We start from the raw sequence: 19205 nt of genomic DNA on the forward strand, positions 1-19205 counted from the left end.
CATGAGCGTATCGCCGCAGTATTTCGAACAGCTGTTCGAGCACGATGAAGACCCCTGGGCCTTTCGGACCCGCTGGTACGAGAAGCGCAAGCGCGACCTGACCCTGGCCTGCCTGCCGCGCCAGTACTACACGCGCATCTTCGAGCCCGCCTGCGCCAACGGCGAGCTCAGTGCAGCGCTGGCCGAGCGCACCGAGGCCCTGCTGTGCCAGGACCTCAATGCCACTGCCGTGGAGCTTGCGCGCCGGCGCCTGGCAGCCTGCCCCCAGGCCAGTGTGAGCCAGGGCCACCTGCCCGGCGACTGGCCGGGGGGCGAGTTCGACCTGATCGTGCTCAGCGAGATCGGCTACTACCTCGACCCCGCGCAGTGGCTGCAGGTGATCGAACAGGCCGTGGCCAGCCTGAGCCCTGGCGGTGCGCTGCTGGCCTGCCACTGGCTGCACCCCATCGACGGCTGCCCGCAGGATGGCCGCCAGGTACACGCCCTGCTCGATCAGCGCCTGCCGCTGTACCGCGCCGTGCGCCACGAAGAAGCCGACTTCCTGCTCGAATACTGGTGTTGCCAGCCGTGTGCCATTGACCTGCAGGAGCCTTGCCTATGATCGGCGTGATCGTCCCCGCGCATAACGAAGAACAGTACCTGCCGGCCTGCCTGCGCGCCCTCGGGCAGGCGGCGGCGCAGGCCGAGGCCCTTGGCGAGCGCGTAGAGATCGTGGTGGTGCTCGACCAGTGCAGCGATGCCAGCCAAGCCATTGCCCTGGCGCACGGCGTGCACACCCTGCAGGTCACTGCGCGCAACGTGGGCTACGCCCGGCGTGCCGGCGCCAGCTGGATGCTCGAGCGCGGCGCGCGCTGGCTGGCCTGCACCGACGCCGACAGCTGCGTGCCGGCCGACTGGCTGGTGTGCCAGCTGGACTGCGCCGCCGACGCCGTGTGCGGCACGGTGCACGTGGAGCAATGGCAGGCGCACCAGGATGCGGCGTTGCAGGCGCGTTACCTGGCCCACTACCAGGCCCGCGAGGACCACCGGCACATCCATGGCGCCAACCTGGGCATCTGCGCCAGGGCCTACCAGCGGGTCGGCGGGTTCCGGCCCGTGCCGCTGGACGAAGACGTGCAACTGATCAGCGACCTTGAGCTGAGCGGCGCGCGCATCGTGTGGACGGCACGCAACAGCGTGTCCACCAGCAGCCGTGGCGACTGCCGGGCGCGGGGCGGCTTCGGCGACTTCCTCACCACGCTGGCGGCTACCCCGTGAGCCGTGGCGCGGCGCAGGTGCATATCGGCATCTCGGGCTGGCGCTATGTGCCGTGGCGGGGCGACTTCTACCCCGAGGGCCTGCGCCAGAAGGACGAGCTGCACTTCGCCTCGCGGGCGGTCAACAGCATCGAGATCAACGGCACCTTCTATGCGCTGCAACGTCCCGAGCGTTTCGCCGGCTGGGCGGCCGAAACGCCGCCAGGCTTCGTGTTCAGCGTCAAGGCGCCGCGCTTCATCACCCACGTGAAGCGCCTGCGCGAGATCGACGAACCGCTGGCCAACTTCTATGCCTCCGGCCCCCTGTCGCTGGGCAGCAAGCTGGGGCCGACGTTGTGGCAGTTCCCGCCGAACATGCGTTTTGACGAGGGGTTGTTCGATGCGTTTCTGGCGCGCCTGCCGCACACCGGCAAGCAGGCCAAGGCCCTGGCCGCGCAGTGTGCCGAGCGGATGCAGCGTGCGGGTTACCTGGAGGGCGCCGACCGGCAGGTGGTGCGCCATGCAGTGGAGGTGCGTCACGAGAGCTTTCTGGACCCGGCGTTCGTGGCGTTGCTGCGCAAGTACCGGGTAGCGCTGGTGGTGGCCGACACGGCGAAGAAGTGGCCGCATGTGGAGGACTTGACCAGCGACTTCGTGTACATGCGCCTGCATGGGGATGTGGCGCTGTACAGCAGCGGGTATTCGCAGGCGGCCTTGCGCGGCTGGCAAAAGCGTATCCAGGCGTGGAAACGCGGGGCGCAGCCTGGGGATGCGCGGTTGATCGATGCGGCGAGTGCGGCGCCGAAGGCGGCGCATCGCGATGTGTACTGCTACTTCGACAACGACATCAAGGTGCGCGCGCCCTATGACGCCAGACGGTTGCTGGAGCTGCTGAAGCTGGACAAGGGCCTGGAAGCGACACCGGGTGCTGCGCTGTAGGAGCCAGCCAGGCTGGCGAACCGGACACCGCGAAACACCGGCCAACGCAGCGCGCCCTTCGCCGGCAACGCCGGCGCCTACATGCCGTTCACAAACCCCTTGAGAAAGTCGATCCAGGCCCGCACCTTGCGCGGCACGTGGTTGCTGGCCGGGTACAGCGCGTACACGCTCTGCTCGGCAAAGCGATACCCCGGCAATGCATCCAGCAGACGCCCGGTACGCAGGTCGTCCTCGATCAACCAGGCCGGCAGCAGCGCCACGCCCAGCCCCTGCAAGGCGAACGAACGCAGGATCGAGGCATTGTCCGCCACCATCACCGCCCGGCCCGATGGCTCGTACACCGCCGCCTCCCCCCTCTGATCGAGCAACGCCCAACCGGCCTGGCGCTCGAAACGCCCATGCACCAGCCTGGGCAAGGCGTTCACCTGGGCAAGCGTCGCCCCTGGCACGCCCACGCCCGGCGCCATCACCAGGTGCACTGCATAGGTCTCCAGGCACACCCCGCGGTAGCCTGAATCCTGCGCCTGACCCAACCGGATGGCCACGTCGAAGCGCTCCTGAACCAGGTCCGCATGGCTGGTGTGGGTTTCCAGCCGCACGTTGAGCAACGGGTGCTCGCGCATGAACAGCTGCAAGGCCGGCGCCACCACGCGCAAACCGTACTCCACCGTGGAGGTGACCCGCAGGCTGCCCTGCAACCCGCCATGCTCGGCACGCGCCTGCTCGATGGCCAACCGCGCCTGCTCCAGCACCAGCAGGCACTGACGGTAGAAGCCCTCGCCGGCATCGGTCAACGCCACCCGGCGCGTGGTGCGGATCAGCAGGGTCACGCCCAGCTGCGCCTCCAGCTGCTTGATACCGAAGCTGACCGCGGCGCGGGTCTGGCACAGGCGTGTGGCCGCCGCCGTGAACGACCCCGCCTCCACCACGGCGCAAAACAGCTCGAAACGGTCCAGGCTGACCATGCAAAGGCCCCTTGATTGTCAAAATAATTCGACCAATCTGACAGTATTGCGGGGCTTATTCAATCATCAGCACCGCCCTACACTGCGCCCATCGTTCTCCAGCGGCGCCCCGTCATGCCTTTTCGCAGCAAAGTCAGCCTGATCTTCCTGATGGGTTTTGCCCTCGACCTGCTCAACCTGTTCGTGCTCAACAGTGCCTACCCCGCCCTGCAGCGCCAGCTCGGCGCCTCGGTCACGCAGCTGGGCTGGGTCGGCAACGCCTACATGCTCGGCCTGACCCTGATCATCCCGCTGGGTAACGGGCTGGCGCAGCGCATCGGCGAGCGCGCCACCCTGCTGCTGTCACTGGCCCTGTTCGGCCTGGGCTGTGCCCTGGCAGGCTCGGCCCGGAGCATCGAGGCACTGATCGGCTGGCGCCTGCTGCAGGGCCTGGGTGGCGGCCTGCTGATCCCGGTGGGCCAGGCGCTGGCCTACCGCGCCTGCCCCGCCAGCGAGCGCGCCGGCCTCACCTCGCGGGTGATGATGGTGGCCCTGCTGGTGCCGGCGCTGTCGCCGGCGCTGGGCGGGCTGATGGCCGACCAGGGCGACTGGCGCTGGGTGTTCTTCGCCCTGCTTGCGCCCACCCTGGCGTGCGCCGCGCTGGTGCTGGCCTGGCTGCCCGGCGGTCGGCCCCAGCCCAGCGTACGGCCGGCCCTGGACCTGCGCCTGTTGCGCCAGCCACTGCTGCACACCGCCATGCTCATCTACCTGTGCGTACCGGGCGTGTTCATGGGGATCAACCTGGTGGCGGCGCTGTACCTGCAAGGCACGCTTGGCCTGAGCGCCACTGCCACCGGCGGGCTGATGCTGCCGTGGGCCGCCGGTGCGCTGGCGGCGATCGCCCTGAGCCGGTGGCGCTTCAACGCACTGGGCCCACGCCCGCTGCTGCTGGCCGGCATGGGCATTCAAAGCCTGGCGGTGCTGGCGTTGGCCAGCCCCTGGCTGGTCGCCCACCCCGGTTGGCTGGTGCTGCTGTATGCGTTGCTGGGCCTGGGCAGCAGCCTGTGCAGCAGCACCGCGCAGACAGCGGCGTTCGTGGCGATCCCCGAGGCCGCCATGGGCGCGGCCAGTGCGTTGTGGAGCCTGAACCGGCAGTTGAGTTTCTTTTTCGGGGTGGCGTTGCTCGGCGCAGTGCTCGACTGGCGATTGCCGGGGCCTACAGCCTACGCGCAAGTGCTGGCGCTGGGCGCCGCGCTGACCTTGCTGCCCTTGCCCTGGGTGCTGCGCCTGCCGGGCGCCGGGGCCGTGTTTGTTCAACCTGTGGAGTGAGTGCAATGCCAGAGCGTAATGCAGGGTTTGAGGAGGTGCTGGAGGCGCATGTGCAGATCCGCCAGTGGCTGGCCGGCGAGGCACGGCCGCCGTTGCTGGAGCGCTTTGCCGAGGGGTTCTCGATGTTCACGCTCAAGGGCACGGTGCTCGACAAGGCGCAGCTGGAGAGTTTTTTTGCCCAGGCCTATGGCTCGCGGCCTGGCCTGCGCATCGAGATCGATGAGATGCACGACGTGGCGCCGGGGGTGGTGACCTATCGCGAGCATCAGCAGGATGACAGCGGCCAGACCACGCTGCGCTGGTCGACGGTGGTGTTCGATGGGCAGGGCAAGTGGCTGCATTTGCAGGAGACCGCGGTAACGCCGCAGCCTGTGTAGGAGCCAGCCTTGCTGGCGAAGCGAACACCGCAAAAGCCCGACAGACCGCGGTGTGGCCTTCGCCGGCAACGCCGGCTCCTACCGCGAAGGCGCTGCCTTCTTGGCCGGCGCCTTCTTGCCCCCACCCAGGCTGCGCTTGAGCAGCTCGGTGAGGTCGATGATGTCCGCACCCTTGCCCGCTGCCTGGTCTTCGGGTGCCTCCACGGTGGCGATCTTGCCCTGGCTGGCCTTCTCCTCCACCAGCGCCATGATGGTGTCCTTGAAGTCGTTGTGGTACTCCTGCGGCGTCCAGTGCCCGGCCATGTCCTCCACCAGACGCTTGGCCATCTGCAGCTCCTTCTTGTCCACCGTGGCCGCGCTCACGCTCTTGTCCAGCTCCAGCCCTTCGAGCCCGCGGACCTCATCGGGCCAGCGCAGGGTGATCATCACCAGGGCGTCCTCCAGCGGGCGCAGCAGCGCCAGGTGCTGCTGGGTATGCAGCACCACCTTGGCCAGCGCCACCTTGCCGGTGCTCTCCAGGGTCTGGCGCAGCAGCGCATAGACCTTGCCACCGCGCTTGTCCGGCGCCAGGTAGTACGGCGTGTCGAAGTGCTGCAGCGGGATCTCGTCACTGCCCACGAACGAGAAGATATCGATGGTCTGGGTGGCCTCGGGCCGCGCCTTGCGGATCTCGTCCTCGCTGATCACCACATAGCGGCCCTTCTCGAACGCCACGCCCTTGACGATATGCTCCTTGTCGATCTCCTTGCCGGTGACCTTGTTCACCCGCTTGTAGCCCACCGGGTCCATGCTGCGCTTGTCGAGCCAGTCGAAATCGACCCGGTCGCTGCTGACCGCCGTGGTCAGCGACACCGGGATATGCACCAGCCCGAAACTGATCGCGCCCTTCCAGATCGCCCTGCTGGCCATGCTCGTCTCCTCGCCTAAGGCAATGGGTTGCCACCGGTCACGCCAAACACTTCACCGGTGATGTAACTGGATTCCTGCGACGCCAGCAGCACGTACAGCGGCGCACACTCGGCCGGCTGGCCGGGGCGCTTCATCGGCGTGTGCCCGCCGAAGTCGGGGATCTTCTCCGGCGGCTGCCCGCCGCTGGGCTGCAGCACCGTCCAGATCGGCCCCGGTGCCACCGCGTTGACACGGATGCCGCGCTCGATCACCTGCTTGGCCAGGGCCTTGGTAAAGGCCACGATCGCCGCCTTGGTGGTGGCGTAGTCGAGCAGGGTCGCCGACGGCTGGTACGACTGGATCGATGCGGTGTTGATGATGGTGGCCCCGGCCGGCATCAGCGGCACGGCCGCCTGGCACAGCCAGAACAGCGCGTACACGTTGGTCTTCATGGTGGCGTCGAACTGTTCGCTGCTGACCTGGCCCACCTGCTTGCGCGCCACCTGCTTGCCTGCCACGTTGACCAGGATGTCCAGCCCGCCCAACTGGTCGTGGGCCTGGCTGACCAGTTCGCGGCAAAAGGCCTCGTCCTTGAGGTCGCCCGGCAAGGCGATGGCACGCCGGCCCTCGGCCTCGATCAACTGGATGACTTCCTTGGCATCGCTGTGCTCGATGGGCAGGTAGTTGAGCACGATGTCCGCACCCTCGCGGGCAAAGGCGATGGCCACCGCACGGCCGATCCCGGAGTCGGCGCCCGTGATCAGCGCCTTGCGCCCCTGGAGCCGGCCAAAGCCCTGGTAGCTGTGCTCACCGTGGTCCGGCTTGGGTTGCATGCCGCTGTCCAGCCCAGGCGCCGATTGGCCCTGGGCCGGAAACGGCGGTTGCGGGTACTGGGTCAGCGGGTTGCGCATGCTGTACTGGTTGCTGGGTTTTGGCGTCGACATCGGGATCCTCCGGTACGGTTCAGTGCCTCAGTGCGTGGGGGCCTGCCTGGCGCAGCCGCAGCCACTGGCAGAACAGGGTTTGCCGGCCGGGTGATGATCGGCGCAGGCCTGACAGCAATAAGACTTGCCTTCGCGTTGCACGGGGTTGTCGCCGACCTTGCAGTTGCAGTCCGGGCAGGCACAGGTCTGTTGGTCCATGGTCTTGACTCCTGAAGGTGATGGTCGTCATCGGTGGCGCCGTTTGGCGCCCCTGCAAGAAGTGACCGGCCCGCGCGCGCAATGGTTCAAGGCAGTTGGTCCGCTTGCGGCAAAGCCGATGAAACCCTGGCCGCTTTGTGACCTCCACAGAACACGAGGGGCCCTTTCGCCCCGGTACCGGAGACCGCCATGACAAGCCACCTGGTCAAGCTGTTCACCCAACCCAACTCGGCGTGGGCCGACATTCGCCACGACGAGGAAGTCCACCCGCGTCACTACCTGTCACACCTGCTGTTGCTGGCACTGATCCCCACCGTATGCCTGTTCATCGGGATCACCTCGGTGGGCTGGAGCCTGGCCGAAAACGAGAACGTGCGCCTGAGTGCCAGCAGCGCGTTGCAGCTGTGCATCCTGCTGTTTCTGGCGATCATGGCGGGCACGGTGCTGATGGGGGCATTCATCCGCTGGATGTCGCGTACCTTCGATGCACGCCCCACCCTCAACCAGTGCATCGGCTTTGCTGCCTACACCGCCACACCGTATTTCATAGCCGGGCTGGCCGGGCTGTACCCGAGCCGTTGGCTGGCGGTCACGATACTGGGCGCGGCCACGGTGTACGCGACCTTTCTGCTGTTCACCGGTCTGCCGACCTTCATGCGCATCCGCAAGGAAGACGGCCTGCTGTACTCGGCCAGCGTGTGGGGGGTGGGGTTGCTGGTGCAGGTGACCATCCTGGTGTCGATGATCCTGTTCTGGTTCAACACCCTGCAACCGGAATACCTGCGCCCGGCCGGCCTGGGCTAGCCGGGCGCATGGGGGTCAGGCGCGGTACAGCCTGCGCGGCTGCAGGCCCATGGTGCGGCGCTCTTCGCGGATCTGACCCACCAGGTCCGCGATGGCCCGCACGTCGGGCAAGGCGCTCAGCTGGATACCCGTGACCGTAAGCTCGGCATACTCGGCATCGGCCGGCAGGTGGATGGTCAGCGCCAATCCGTCGCTGCACGCCACTTCACAGCGCCATGGCAGAAAGGCGCCTTCTATCAGGCGACGCAGTTCCAGATCACACACTCCGTTCATTGGCATGATGCAACCCTCGATGTCTCAGGTGTAACCACTAGTAAGGGCCCCCCGGGCCCGACATTCAAATCGAAAACTCCAATACAGCCCCCGGCATCTGATTGACCGGGGCAATGAAACCGCACCGGCATGTTCAGCCGTTGCGCGTCACCGTCAGCCCCACTGCTGCAATGCGCTCGACCTGCTCGTAGCCAGGTTCGAGCAGTTGCTCGCCAAACACGTCAGGGTCCAGCTCCTGGTAGTGCCACGACCATTGCGGGGCGGTGAGCTGGGCACGGATGGCGGCAAGGAACGGGTCGTGCCCGTCGACCATCGCCACCCCGGTGTACAGCAGCAGCGTGCCGCCCTGGCTCAGGCGCCCGATTGCCTCGTTGACGATGCGCAGCGACAGGTCGGCGCCCAGGCTGCCGCCACCGTGACGATAGGCGCGGCGGCCGGCATCGAGCATGTACGGCGGGTTGGCGACGATCAGGTCGAAGTTGCCGGTAATGCCCTGCAGTACATCGCTGTGCGCCACCGACACATTGGCCAGCCCGGCCAGGGCCACGTTGATCGCGCTCAGGCGCAGGGCGTCGGGGTTGATGTCCAGCGCGGTGACCTGGGCGTGCCGGCGTGCACGGCCGATCAGTATCGCCCCTACCCCGGCCCCGCAGCCGATATCCACCGCGTGGTTGATTTCGCTGAAGCGGCCCTGCAGGTGGCTGGCGATGAAGTGTGCGAAGCGATAGCTGTCGGGCCCGAAGAACACCGCATCGGCCTGCGTGGTGGGAAAGCCCGAATGCACGAACAGCAGGTCCTCCAGGCTCGACCAGCGCACCCGGCTGCGCCAGCAGTCGCCGTCTTCGTCGAGAATCTGTGCCACGCGCATCTGCGCCAGTTCGTCGGCCGACAGCAGCGAAGCGGTGAACGGACGGTTCCAGCCAAAAATGTCGCGCAGGGTGCGCGCCCGCGCCGCGCTCTGGCGCTCGTTGTTGCGCTGCTGGGTCAGCGGGGTGACGCAGGTGAAGCGGTAGCCGTCGGCCTGCAGACGCCGGCCCAGTTGCAGCAGGGCCTTGTCCGCTTCAGGCTGGCAGGTGTTCAGCAGCATGGTGCACTCCTTCAGTTTAGGCCGGTGAGCTGGCGGTACATCCGCGTGGCCTGCAGGCCGCGCGGCAGTGCATGGCGGTTGCCGGCCATGGCGTCGATCAGGCGTTCGATACGGCACTGTGCGGGCAGCGCCTGCAGCTCGATGTCGAGCGCGGTGTCGTCCGAAGGCATCGAGGGTTGCAGGGCGCTGCCCTGGGTACGTTCGGGGTTGCCGGCCGGCTGCCAGTCGCCAGCGATCCAGTCATGCAGCAGCTGCTTCTCATACACGCTGAACACCCCGAACATCGCCGCGCCCGGCCCCTCGATCACCTGCCAGAAGCGGCTGAGCTGTGGGTCCTGCCCGCGCTTGATCCAACCCTTCTGTTCCAGCACGCCAAGAAAGCCCGGCATGCTGCCCGGCTCGGCCAGCCATTGATTGACGGTGCGCCCCTGGAAGCGGCAGTAGTCCGAATGCATGTGCTGGCCGAAGGCGCGCTTGCGTTCGAGCAGCGCCACCACCTCGGCCTCCAGGTCAAAGCCTGCGATGATCGCCGCCGAGCCCTGGCCCAGGTCGTTGAGCCGGTAGCCGGCGACCACGCGCTGGTAGAAACGCCCGTCGTCCTGCTCCGGGCGCAACTGCTGCAGGGCCTGCACGGCCTTGCGTGCATGGCCGCTGCTGGCGTTGTCGATGGTGACGTGCAGGCGAAAGTACTGGGCATCCAGGCCCAGTTCGTCGAGCTCGTAGGCGCTGATCAGCAGGTGCAACGGCAGCTGCTCATAACCCAGGTTGTAGCCGATCACCTCGGGCAGGAACATGTCGCTGTTGGCCCCCAGCGCCAGCTGCAGGCAGCCCTGCAGGTAACGCTCGTCGGGCAGCGGCACCGGCTCGTGGCAACCGGCCTCGGCCAGCAGGCGGCGATAGATCAGCACATGGTTGCAGGCCGGGTCGCCATCGCCCAGCTCTTCGAGGTAGATACGGATCAGCCCGTGATAGCGCGGGTCGGCCCAGTGTCGCAGCAGCCCGTGCAGCCAGGCGCCGTCCACCGCCTTGGTGGGGGCCACATGGTGCAGAAAGTACAGCGCGTGGGCGCGAGTGCTGAAATAGCGCCGGGGCGCGCCGGCCTTGCGCCCGGCCAGGTATTCGGAGTATTCGCCGGCAACTGCGGCGGTGCGCCGGTCGGTCCACGCGTCCAGTTCGCCCGGGGTTGCCGGCAGGTCGTCCTGCAGACCCTGTGTGCGCAGCAGTTGCTCGGCCAGCCAGGCGGCACTGCCCACCAGGTCACCGCGCAGCAGCGCCTGGTAGCGGTTGAGCAGGTCGCCGGCCTGAACCTGCGCCAGGTCGGCAGTCGGGCGGGTTGCGTTCATCACGGTCATGGCCGTTGTCCTCTTGGCTGCCCCTTGCAGTCGATATGCAAGGGAATGGGCGCTGCGCTGCAAAGTTCCACAGCCCCGCCAAGCGGATGAAAAAGTCGTGCGGGCTTACCGTTCGTCTCATGCACGCAAAGATTTTAAAACTTTGCCCCGTGGCCTATCTCCACACCTATGTGAGGTCCACAAGGCTTCGCATCCCAATGACATGAGGATCAGCATCATGGACAAGAAAGAAAACTCGGGAAACTTTGCCAACGACAAGAACAAGGCGTCGGAAGCCGGCAAAAAAGGTGGGCAGGCCTCCGGAGGCGGCGCTGGCAGCCAGGGCAACAAGAAGCCTGACGCCACCAAGTCTGACACCCGCAAACCAAGTGGTGGTGGTCGTAGCTGACGCTCGAGCGACCGGCGCACCGAGGGTGCGTCGGTCTTGAGGACTCTTGATGAAGCAGTACGTCATCCACTTTCATTGCCCGATCGATCAGGGCACCACCGAGCGCTTTCGCGACCGTTGCCTGCAGGCGATCGACGAAGGGGCCAGCGCCCTGCTGCTCAACCTGTCGACCATCGGCGGCAGCACCCACCTGGGGTTCTCGATCTACAGCTTTCTCAAGTCGCTGCCGGTGCCGGTCAGCGCGGTGAATGCGGGCAACATCGAATCCATGGGCATCGTGATGTACCTGGCCGCCAGCGAACGCCTGGCCGTGCCCCACTCGCGGTTTCTGATCCACCCCATGACCTGGCACTTCAGCCAGAGCGCGGTGGACCACTCGCGCCTGCGTGAATACCTGTCGAGCCTGAACAACGACCTGGAGCGCTATGCGCGGATCTTCGAACTGGAGACCGCCCATGCCGAGCGCAAACTGGACATCATCCACTGCCTGTCGGCCGAGGAACGGGTGATTCCTGCCTACGATTCGCTGGCCTGCGGCATGGCCCACCGGCTGGAACAGGTAGTGTTCGACACCGATGCCCGCCACCTCACCGTCAGCGCCGAACACTGATGTCGAACAATCAGACTGAATTATTTGGTGGCTGGAAGGTACTTAGTTAGGCGGTATGAGTGAACACGCATCGGTCACCACGTTGAAAGGATTTTCAGGGAACCATGAACAACGCAAAACTCTTCGTCATCGACTATCAATTGCACGGCAAACAGAAGTCCTTCGTGATTCGTGCCGAGGCGATGGACAACGCCGAAGCCTGGCACTGGGCCAGCTGTGACGCCGGGGTGGGGCATATTCCGCGCTATGGGCGCGAGAAGGTAAAGAAGGTCAGCAAGCCACTGGCCGAGCGGTACGGAATCACCGAGGTGACGTGGCGCCAGAGCCACTGAGACGGCGCTGCGTCCAGCGCGGGCCAGGCCCGCGCTGACCGCAGCACAACCCGGTCAACCCGGAATCAGCAAGCCACGCTGCACCGCCGGCCGCGCCAGAAACGCCTCCAGCACGCGTCGAACCTCGACGAACTCCTCGATCCGCACCAGATCCCCCGCTTCGTAGAAACCGATCAGGTTGCGCACCCACGGCAGCGTGGCGATGTCCGCGATGCCGTACTCGCCCATGATCCAGTCGCGCCCGTGCAGGCGCCGGTCCAGCACGCCCAGCAGGCGCCGCGCCTCGTCCACGTAGCGCTGCAGCGGGCGCTTGTCTTCATAGGCCTTGCCGGCGAACTTGTTGAAGAAGCCCACCTGGCCGAACATCGGGCCGATGCCGCCCATCTGGAACATCAGCCACTGGATCGTCTCGTAGCGCGCAGCCGGGTCTTCAGGCAGCAGCTGGCCGGTCTTCTCGGCCAGGTACAGCAGGATCGCCCCCGACTCGAACAGCCCCAGCGGCTTGCCCCCCGGCCCGTGCGGGTCGAGGATCGCGGGGATCTTGTTGTTGGCACTGAGCGAGATGAACTCGGCGCTCAGTTGATCCTCGGTGGCAAAGTCCACCTTGTGCGCCTCGTAGGCCAGGCCCGTCTCTTCGAGCATGATCGACACCTTCACCCCGTTGGGCGTGGGCAGCGAATACAGTTGCAGGCGCTCGGGGTGGCGGGCAGGCCATTTGCGGGTGATGGGGTAGGCAGAAAGATCAGTCATCGGCAGCCTCTGGTTCGGCAGTGGCGCAGGCGCGCACCATCACCCAGTCACGGTGACGTTCCGGCCCGCAGACAAAAATGGCCTCGCCCACCTGGCGGAAGCCATTGCGTTGGTAAAAGCGGATCGCCCGGCTGTTGTGTTCGTTGACCGTCAGGCGGATCGCCCCACCCACCTGGGCCAGGGTGTCCTCAAGCAGGCGCTGGGCCGCGCCCTGGCCATGGTGCTCGGGCAGCACGTAGCAGCGGCTCAGTTCCGGCAGGCCGTCGGCCGCCTCGATACCCAGCGCCTGCGCCGCCTTGTCGATCAGGGTGTAGCCCACCACCACGCCGTCATGCTCCAGCACGCGCAATTGCTTGGCGCGGCTGATCAGGTGCAGGCAGAAGTGTTCGGGCTGAAGATGGCCTCGGATATAGGCGGCAAGCGCCTTGGCCGATGAATCGGCGGGGCTTGCCAGGGCGAAGGTCTGGCTGGCGATGTCGCTGAGGGCTTCAGCATCGGCCGGCCGGGCAGTACGGGTACTGAAAAGCATGCTGCAACATCCTGTCCAACGGGCGAACCTGCATGGTAGCCCGTTCCATCACCGGCGCGACAGCACCCTACGCACTCAACGTCGCCGAAACAGCGGCCTGGGCTCGATCACCGAACGCCCGTAGAGCACGCTCATGCCCTGCAGGCCCTTGAGCGCGTCGGCTGCCGACTTGTCCTCGCGCACGGCAAAACTGTCGAAACCGCACTGGCGCATATGGCTCAGCTGGTCGCGCAGCACATCGCCGACAGCACGCAATTCGCCCTGCCAGCCCAGCCGCGTGCGCAGCAGGTAGGCCTGGCTGTAGCCACGGCCATCGCGAAACGAGGGGAAGTCGATGGCGATCAGCGGCAGCACGCCCAGCCACAGCTGCAGCGACTCGACATCGTCATCCGGCCCCAGCCACAGCCCGTGATAACCACTGGGCTGCGCCAGCCAGCGGTGCAGCGGCAAAATCAGCGCGCCCGTCGGCAGCGGCGCCTCCTGCTCGCGCAGCAACTGCCAGCTGTCGCCCTCCACAAGCTGCGCCTGCCCTTGGCGTATCGCGATCACATTGCGCATGTGGACACCTCCGGCTGCCTGGCATAGACGCGCTCCTTGAACGGCTCCAGCCCCACCCGCGCCACGGTGTCGACGAAGGGCTCGTCGAGTTCGCGGTAGGCGCAGTAGGTGGCCACGATCTGCTCGATCACGCGGGGGATCTCGGCGGCGCTGAACGACGGGCCGATCACCTTGCCCAGTGCGCTGGCCTTGCCCTGCGCCCCGCCCAGGGTCACCTGGTACCACTCGCTGCCGTTCTTGTCGACGCCCAGGATGCCGATGTTGCCGATGTGGTGGTGGCCACAGGCGTTGATGCAGCCCGAGATGTTCAGGCTCAGCTCGCCCAGGTCGTGCAGGTAGTCGAGGTCGTCGAAGCGGCTCTGGATGGCCTGGGCGATGGGGATCGACTTGGCGTTGGCCAGCGCGCAGAAGTCGCCGCCCGGGCAGGCGATGATATCGGTCAACAGGCCGATGTTGGCGGTGCCCAGGCCCTGCTCGCAGGCCAGACGCCACAGCGGGTACAGGTCGGCCTTGCGGACATCGGGCAGGATCAGGTTCTGCTCGTGGGCGATGCGGATTTCACCGAAACCGAAGTGCTCCGACCAGTCGGCCACGTTGTCCATCTGCTCGGCGGTGAGGTCGCCGGGGGGCGCCGCCGGGCCGGGCTTGGTCGACAGCACCACGCTGGCATAGCCGGCCACCTTGTGCGGCTGCACGTTGCGCGAGACCCAGCGGGCGAAGGAGCGGTCCATGGCCAGGTGGGTGCCGTAGTCCAGGTCGCCGTCGGGCTGCGCGGCGTAGCATGGCGGCGCGAAGCCTTCGGCCACCCGCTGGAACTCGGCTTCGGTGAGCTGCGCCGGGCCGTCCTTGATGTGTTGCCATTCCTGTTCGACTTCACGGGCAAAAGCCTCGATGCCCAGTGCCTTGACCAGGATCTTGATGCGCGCCTTGTACTTGTTGTCGCGCCGGCCATGGCGGTTGTACACCCGCAGGATGGCCTCGACGTACGACAGCAGGTGCTCCCACGGCAGGCCCTCGCGGATCTGCAGGCCCAGGATCGGCGTGCGCCCCAGGCCGCCGCCGACCATCACCCGCAGGCGCATCTGCTGGCGCCCGTCGCGGTAAAGGTACAGGCCGATGTCGTGCATCATGATCGCTGCGCGGTCCTGGCGGGCCGAGCAGATGGCGATCTTGAACTTGCGCGGCAGGAACAGGAACTCGGGGTTGATGGTCGACCACTGGCGCAGGATCTCGGCCAGCGGGCGCGGGTCGATGATCTCGTCGGCGGCGACGCCGGCGAAGGCCTCGGTGGTGATGTTGCGCACGCAGTTGCCGGAGGTCTGGATCGCATGCATGTCGACCTCGGCCAGGCGCTGCAGGATATCCGGCACCTGGGCCAGTTCGACCCAGTTGAACTGGATGTTCTGGCGCGTGGTGAAGTGGCCGTAACCGCGGTCGTAGTCGCGCGCGATGCTGGCCAGGGTGCGCATCTGGCGGGCGCCGAGGGTGCCGTAGGGGATGGCCACGCGCAGCATGTAGGCATGCTTTTGCAGGTACAGGCCATTTTGCAGGCGCAGTGGCAGGAATTCTTCTTCGCTCAGTTCACCGGCAGTGAAGCGCTGCACCTGGTCGCGGAACTGGGCTACGCGCTCGAACACCAGTGCACGATCGTATTCGTCGTAGTGATACATGGTCGGACCTCATCAGGGAGGCCGCTACTATGGCTTCGAGGTGTACTGGGTTACAGATTCAGGTTGGGGGGATTAATGCGGATCAGTTGACCCGGTGGCGCCTGTATCGCGGGTCAAGCCCGCTCCCACAGAACGTTCACAGCCCCTCAAGTCGGTGCACAACCTGTGGACCCGCGAAGGGCCCTTACAGGCCGACAGTATCGCTACGCTTGAGCTCGCCGATCTTCTCCAGCCGCGCCCGCACGATGTTGCGGCTGATGTTGAGCAGGCGCCCGGTCTGCAGCTGGTTGCCGTGGCAATAGCGGTACGCGGTGCGAAACACCGTCTCTTCGATATGATCGTACAAATCCTCTACGTTCTGCTCGAACAGCGCCGTCAGCGCCGCCTCCAGGCTTGGCGCCTCGGGCGTCTGCAGGCGCAGCGGCTGGGCGCTCTCCTCCTGGCGGATACCCACCGAGCGCATGTCCACCAGGTGCAGGTCGGCCGGCTGCACCACCTGCTGGCGGCACACCAGCAAGGCATGGTGAATGGCATTCTCCAGCTCGCGGATGTTGCCTGGCCAGCTGTGCCCCAGCAGTTTGCGCTCGCTCTCCAGGCTCAGGCTGGCGCGGCTGTAGCCCAGGCGCTGGCAATGCTCCTCGAGAAAGAACTCGGCCAGCGGCAGGATGTCGCCGGGGCGCTCGCGCAGCGGCGGCAGGCGGATGGTCGCCACGTGCAGGCGGTAGAACAGGTCTTCGCGAAAGTGCCCCGCCACCACCGCATCGGCCAGGTTGACGTTGGTGGCCGCCACCAGGCGCACGTTGATCGGGATCGGCGTGCGCGACCCCAGCCGCACCACTTCGCGTTCCTGCAGCACACGCAGCAGCTTGACCTGCATGTTCAACGGCAGGTCGCCGATCTCGTCGAGAAACAGCGTGCCGCCATTGGCCGCCTCGAACCAGCCCGCCTTGCTGTTGGTGGCCCCGGTGAATGCGCCCTTTTCATGGCCGAACAACTCGCTCTCCACCAGGGTTTCGGCAAAGGCGCCGCAGTTGACTGCCACGAACGGTTCGCGACCGCGCCGGCTCAACTGGTGGATATGCCGCGCCACCAGTTCCTTGCCGGTGCCGGTCTCGCCGATGATCAGGGTGTTGGCCTCGCTCGGCGCCAGGCGCTCGATACGGGCCAGCAGTTCCTGGGAGCGAGGGTCCTTGAACACCAGCACGGTGGCACGAACGGATTTGGTCAGTTCCCGGGCATGGGGATGGGTAATCAGCGACATGGTGCATTCCTGGCATTGATAGCGCCGGCCCATAGTGCACGAAACAAATTAGAACAAATAATTATTAATTCATCTTTGTATATTCCAATTTCACCTATCAGAAACCACCTGCTGAGGCGCTGCTGCCACAGCAGCAATCCGGCCCAGGGGGTTGCTTGCAAATCAGCAGCGCGGTGCTGGGCAGCGTCTGTATGAAACCAGGAAAACCCTTCTGATTCAGCAGGTTGCGTGAATATTTCAGCATCTGGCACGGCTTTCGCTCTGCACCCGGCATCGTTGTTTCGCCCAAGGAAGCCCCTGATGAAATTCCCGCACTCCGTGGCCTTCGGCCTGAGCCTGCTCGCCCTCTCCTGCGCCGCCATGGCCGCCGACACCTACGCCCCCACGCCCGACCCGCTGCAGGGCGACGGGCGCGTTTCGGCGTTCTACCACTGGGAACAGGCGATCCCGGCCACCCCCGGCAGGTTGCTGCGCAGCGAGCCGCTGGAGCAGACCCTCAGCCTGCCCGGTGCGGCCAGCCAGCTGCGCATTCTCTACAGCTCCACCGACGGCATCGACGGCAAGACCCCGATCGCGGTCTCCGGCGCGCTGTTCATTCCCCAGGGCAAGGCCCCGGCCGGCGGCTGGCCGGTGGTCACCTGGGGGCATGGCACCGTCGGCGTGGCCGACATCTGCGCGCCGTCCTGGTCGGGCCGCTCGTACCGCGACGTGCAGTACCTGGCGCGCGGGCTGAACGAGGGCTATGCCATCGTGGCCACCGACTACCAGGGCCTGGGCGTGCCCGGCGGCCACCCGCGGCTGAACAACCGCATGGCCGCCTACGGCATCCTCGATGCGGCCCGCGCCGTGGTCAGCGGGGTGCCGGGCCTGGCCAACAAGGTGCTGGTGGTCGGCCAGTCCCAGGGCGGCGCCGGGGCCTTCGCCTCTGCCGCCTATGCCCCCACCTACGCTCCGGACCTGGGCCTGAAGGGCAGCGTCGGTACCGGGGTGATCTACACCGTGGGCGCCAGCAACGTGGGTGAGCAGGACCCGAACAAGGTCGACGCGTCACTGGCCTACGGTTTCTACACCCTGCTGGCCGCGCAGCAGTACGACCCGAGCATCGACCCGCGCGACTTCTACACCGACAAGGCCCTGCCACTGTTCGAACAGGCTCGCACCACCTGCCTGGCGTCGCTCACCGCCGATGTGATCGGCACCGGGCTGACCCCGGCCAACACGCGCAAGGCCAACGACGGCGCACAACTCAAGCCGTGGCTGGCGCAGGTCTCCTACCCGACGCTCAAGCTTGCGCAGCCGATCTTCATCGGCACCGGCGCCGAGGACAAGACCCCCGCTGCCGTCACCCAGGTCAGCCTGATGAAGGACGCCTGCGCTGCCGGCTCGGTGGTCGAGGGCCACCTGTACAAGGGCCTGGGCCACAGCGAGACGGTCAATGCCTCGCTCAAGGACTCGCTGCCCTTCGCGCGCAAGGTGTTCAGCGACCAGCCCGTCACCCCGATCTGCAACCCCAGCGTGCAATAAGCCAGGAGCCTGCCCATGAGCATCGAATTCTTTACCCGCCTGCCGCTGCACGGTGAAACCCAGTTCCTGCCCGGCGACCCGCGCAACCGCGGCGACTGGCATGCCGGCGGCGCCAGCACCGGCGCGGTGTCGGGGTTTGCGGTCGGTGACCACTTCACCTACATCGACTACCTGGGGCAGATTGCCCGGGCCGCCGAAATCAACGGCTTCGGCGGTGCGCTGATGGTCAATGCGCCGTCCGGCGAAGAGCCCTGGACGGTATGCTCGCTGCTGGCCCGCGAAACCCGCACGCTGAAGTTCGTCACCGCGTTCCAGCCCTACCACTACACCCCGTGGGTGGCGGTGCAGCAGGCCGGCACTTACCAGCGCGCCAGCGGCAACCGGCTGGTGTGGAACATCATCAACGGCGGCTCGGACGCCCTCCAGCGCCAGGTCGGCGACCTGGCCGAGCACGACGAGCGCTACGCCCGCGCCACCGAGTTCATGGATGTGGTCAAGGGCTACTGGCACTCGGAGCACTTCCACTACGACGGGCGCTTCTACAAGGCCGAAGACGGCGGCCTGCGCGGGCCGCAGAAAAAGGCCGAGCTGCCGCTGATCTGCACCGCCGGCTCGTCGATTGCCGCCCGCGAGTTCGCTGCAAAGCATGCCGACTTCTACCTGATGCGCGCCGAGCACCCCGACGAGATCGCCGCGCTGATCGCCGACATCCGCCAGCGTGCGCTCACGTTCGGCCGCAGCGACATCCGCTTCGGCCTGTCGATCGACGTGATCGCCCGCGAGACCGAGGCACTGGCGCTGGCCGAAGCCAAGCGCTTTTTCGACGAGGGCGTGGCCAGGGGGGCCGCCAAGGCCAAGGCGGCCCACGAAGGGCTGCGTACCGCGCGCAAGCTCAGCTACGAGGAGGACTACCGGCCCGAGCACGACGAGCGTGGCTTCGACGATTTCTTCATCTACCCCAACGTGTGGTCGGGCTTCAGCCACATCGGCATCCCGCCGGGCCTGGCGCTGGTGGGCAGCTACGCCAACGTGGTGGCGCGCATTCGCGAGTACAACGCGCTGGGCATCGACCTGTTCTTCCTGGCCGGCTACCCGCACCTGGAAGAAGCCTACCGCCTGGGCGAGCACGTCCTGCCGCACTTTCGCGGTGAACGGCAGGCGCTGAGCCGGCCCGTGCAGGCCACCGCGCAGTTGCGCGCGGCAGGAGCCTGAG

At 66.5% G+C, this 19205-nt stretch carries 23 protein-coding genes; 11 read left to right on the forward strand and 12 right to left on the reverse strand.

The window, feature by feature from the left end; all coding sequences use genetic code 11:
• Position 1: 1 nt before the first annotated feature.
• The 3 genes from MF6396_RS18290 to MF6396_RS18300 are packed head-to-tail and all read left to right on the forward strand — an operon-like array spanning position 2 to position 2174.
• Positions 2-601: a class I SAM-dependent methyltransferase gene (locus MF6396_RS18290; protein ID WP_054914437.1), complete on the forward strand. Its 600-nt coding sequence runs from the start codon at positions 2-4 to the stop codon at positions 599-601.
• The gene (locus tag MF6396_RS18295) at positions 598-1257 is read left to right on the forward strand and encodes a glycosyltransferase (protein ID WP_043860031.1); all 660 of its coding nucleotides are present in this window, start codon (positions 598-600) and stop codon (positions 1255-1257) included. The genes MF6396_RS18290 and MF6396_RS18295 overlap by 4 nt, the downstream gene beginning before the upstream one ends.
• Positions 1254-2174 carry a DUF72 domain-containing protein gene (locus tag MF6396_RS18300; protein ID WP_078481219.1) on the forward strand — a complete coding sequence of 307 codons (921 nt, stop codon included), beginning with the start codon at positions 1254-1256 and terminating at the stop codon, positions 2172-2174. Before MF6396_RS18295 ends, MF6396_RS18300 begins: the two co-directional genes overlap by 4 nt.
• Before the next feature lie 77 nt (positions 2175-2251).
• On the opposite strand, the gene MF6396_RS18305 is transcribed toward MF6396_RS18300, so the two are convergent.
• Positions 2252-3139: a LysR family transcriptional regulator gene (locus tag MF6396_RS18305; protein WP_078481221.1), complete on the reverse strand. Its 888-nt coding sequence runs from the start codon at positions 3137-3139 to the stop codon at positions 2252-2254.
• 114 nt (positions 3140-3253) lie between these two features.
• Between MF6396_RS18305 and MF6396_RS18310 the strand changes: the two genes are divergently transcribed.
• Both MF6396_RS18310 and MF6396_RS18315 read left to right on the forward strand, forming a co-directional pair.
• A complete protein-coding gene (locus MF6396_RS18310; protein ID WP_054914436.1) occupies positions 3254-4447 on the forward strand; it encodes an MFS transporter in 1194 nt (397 codons plus the stop codon).
• 5 nt (positions 4448-4452) lie between these two features.
• Positions 4453-4824, forward strand: coding sequence for a hypothetical protein (locus MF6396_RS18315; RefSeq protein ID WP_078481222.1), 372 nt, complete (start codon positions 4453-4455; stop codon positions 4822-4824).
• 78 nt (positions 4825-4902) lie between these two features.
• Here MF6396_RS18315 and ku read toward each other — a convergent pair whose 3' ends face one another.
• The 3 genes from ku to MF6396_RS18330 are packed head-to-tail and all read right to left on the reverse strand — an operon-like array spanning position 4903 to position 6854.
• Complete coding sequence (ku, locus tag MF6396_RS18320) at positions 4903-5733, reverse strand: non-homologous end joining protein Ku (protein WP_078481224.1); 831 nt, start codon at positions 5731-5733, stop codon at positions 4903-4905.
• Between the two features lie 14 nt (positions 5734-5747).
• Positions 5748-6656, reverse strand: a complete 909-nt coding sequence (locus MF6396_RS18325; RefSeq protein ID WP_043860037.1) for an SDR family oxidoreductase — start codon at positions 6654-6656, stop codon at positions 5748-5750.
• A 27-nt stretch (positions 6657-6683) separates the two neighbouring features.
• The gene (locus tag MF6396_RS18330; RefSeq protein ID WP_043860038.1) at positions 6684-6854 is read right to left on the reverse strand and encodes a metallothionein; all 171 of its coding nucleotides are present in this window, start codon (positions 6852-6854) and stop codon (positions 6684-6686) included.
• 189 nt (positions 6855-7043) lie between these two features.
• Between MF6396_RS18330 and MF6396_RS18335 the strand changes: the two genes are divergently transcribed.
• Positions 7044-7658, forward strand: coding sequence for a Yip1 family protein (locus MF6396_RS18335; RefSeq protein WP_078481225.1), 615 nt, complete (start codon positions 7044-7046; stop codon positions 7656-7658).
• A gap of 15 nt (positions 7659-7673) precedes the next feature.
• On the opposite strand, the gene MF6396_RS18340 is transcribed toward MF6396_RS18335, so the two are convergent.
• The 3 genes from MF6396_RS18340 to MF6396_RS18350 form a co-directional block, all read right to left on the reverse strand.
• Positions 7674-7937, reverse strand: coding sequence for a DUF1652 domain-containing protein (locus tag MF6396_RS18340; RefSeq protein WP_043860040.1), 264 nt, complete (start codon positions 7935-7937; stop codon positions 7674-7676).
• 127 nt (positions 7938-8064) lie between these two features.
• Positions 8065-9018: a methyltransferase gene (locus MF6396_RS18345; RefSeq protein WP_043860041.1), complete on the reverse strand. Its 954-nt coding sequence runs from the start codon at positions 9016-9018 to the stop codon at positions 8065-8067.
• 11 nt (positions 9019-9029) lie between these two features.
• Entirely contained in the window at positions 9030-10370 is a 1341-nt protein-coding gene (locus MF6396_RS18350; RefSeq protein ID WP_078481226.1) for an iron-containing redox enzyme family protein, read from the reverse strand.
• Between the two features lie 214 nt (positions 10371-10584).
• On the opposite strand from MF6396_RS18350, the gene MF6396_RS18355 reads away from it, so the two are divergent.
• The 3 genes from MF6396_RS18355 (at position 10585) to MF6396_RS18365 (ending at position 11700) form a co-directional block, all read left to right on the forward strand.
• The gene (locus tag MF6396_RS18355; protein WP_370409158.1) at positions 10585-10758 is read left to right on the forward strand and encodes a KGG domain-containing protein; all 174 of its coding nucleotides are present in this window, start codon (positions 10585-10587) and stop codon (positions 10756-10758) included.
• A gap of 49 nt (positions 10759-10807) precedes the next feature.
• Complete coding sequence (locus MF6396_RS18360; RefSeq protein WP_043860043.1) at positions 10808-11368, forward strand: ATP-dependent Clp protease proteolytic subunit; 561 nt, start codon at positions 10808-10810, stop codon at positions 11366-11368.
• A 104-nt stretch (positions 11369-11472) separates the two neighbouring features.
• On the forward strand, positions 11473-11700 hold the full coding sequence (locus MF6396_RS18365) for a DUF6555 family protein (protein ID WP_043860044.1): 228 nt from the start codon (positions 11473-11475) through the stop codon (positions 11698-11700).
• Between the two features lie 54 nt (positions 11701-11754).
• Here MF6396_RS18365 and MF6396_RS18370 read toward each other — a convergent pair whose 3' ends face one another.
• The 5 genes from MF6396_RS18370 to MF6396_RS18390 form a co-directional block, all read right to left on the reverse strand.
• A complete protein-coding gene (locus MF6396_RS18370; protein WP_043860045.1) occupies positions 11755-12450 on the reverse strand; it encodes a glutathione S-transferase N-terminal domain-containing protein in 696 nt (231 codons plus the stop codon).
• Positions 12443-12979 carry a GNAT family N-acetyltransferase gene (locus MF6396_RS18375; protein WP_043860046.1) on the reverse strand — a complete coding sequence of 179 codons (537 nt, stop codon included), beginning with the start codon at positions 12977-12979 and terminating at the stop codon, positions 12443-12445. Before MF6396_RS18375 ends, MF6396_RS18370 begins: the two co-directional genes overlap by 8 nt.
• A gap of 75 nt (positions 12980-13054) precedes the next feature.
• Positions 13055-13537 (reverse strand): DUF934 domain-containing protein, encoded by a 483-nt coding sequence (locus tag MF6396_RS18380; RefSeq protein WP_043860047.1) that lies wholly within the window; start codon positions 13535-13537, stop codon positions 13055-13057.
• Positions 13525-15207 (reverse strand): nitrite/sulfite reductase, encoded by a 1683-nt coding sequence (locus MF6396_RS18385; RefSeq protein ID WP_043860048.1) that lies wholly within the window; start codon positions 15205-15207, stop codon positions 13525-13527. The genes MF6396_RS18380 and MF6396_RS18385 overlap by 13 nt, the downstream gene beginning before the upstream one ends.
• 184 nt (positions 15208-15391) lie before the next feature.
• On the reverse strand, positions 15392-16468 hold the full coding sequence (locus MF6396_RS18390) for a sigma-54 interaction domain-containing protein (protein ID WP_078481229.1): 1077 nt from the start codon (positions 16466-16468) through the stop codon (positions 15392-15394).
• A gap of 300 nt (positions 16469-16768) precedes the next feature.
• Between MF6396_RS18390 and MF6396_RS18395 the strand changes: the two genes are divergently transcribed.
• Together MF6396_RS18395 and MF6396_RS18400 are read left to right on the forward strand one after the other, a co-directional pair.
• Entirely contained in the window at positions 16769-17992 is a 1224-nt protein-coding gene (locus tag MF6396_RS18395) for an alpha/beta fold hydrolase (RefSeq protein WP_078481233.1), read from the forward strand.
• A gap of 15 nt (positions 17993-18007) precedes the next feature.
• Positions 18008-19204 (forward strand): LLM class flavin-dependent oxidoreductase, encoded by a 1197-nt coding sequence (locus MF6396_RS18400; protein WP_078481235.1) that lies wholly within the window; start codon positions 18008-18010, stop codon positions 19202-19204.
• The last annotated feature ends 1 nt before the right edge of the window (position 19205 follow it).

Source organism: Pseudomonas sp. MF6396 (assembly GCF_002018915.1).
GTDB classification, from domain to species: Bacteria; Pseudomonadota; Gammaproteobacteria; order Pseudomonadales; family Pseudomonadaceae; genus Aquipseudomonas; species Aquipseudomonas palmensis.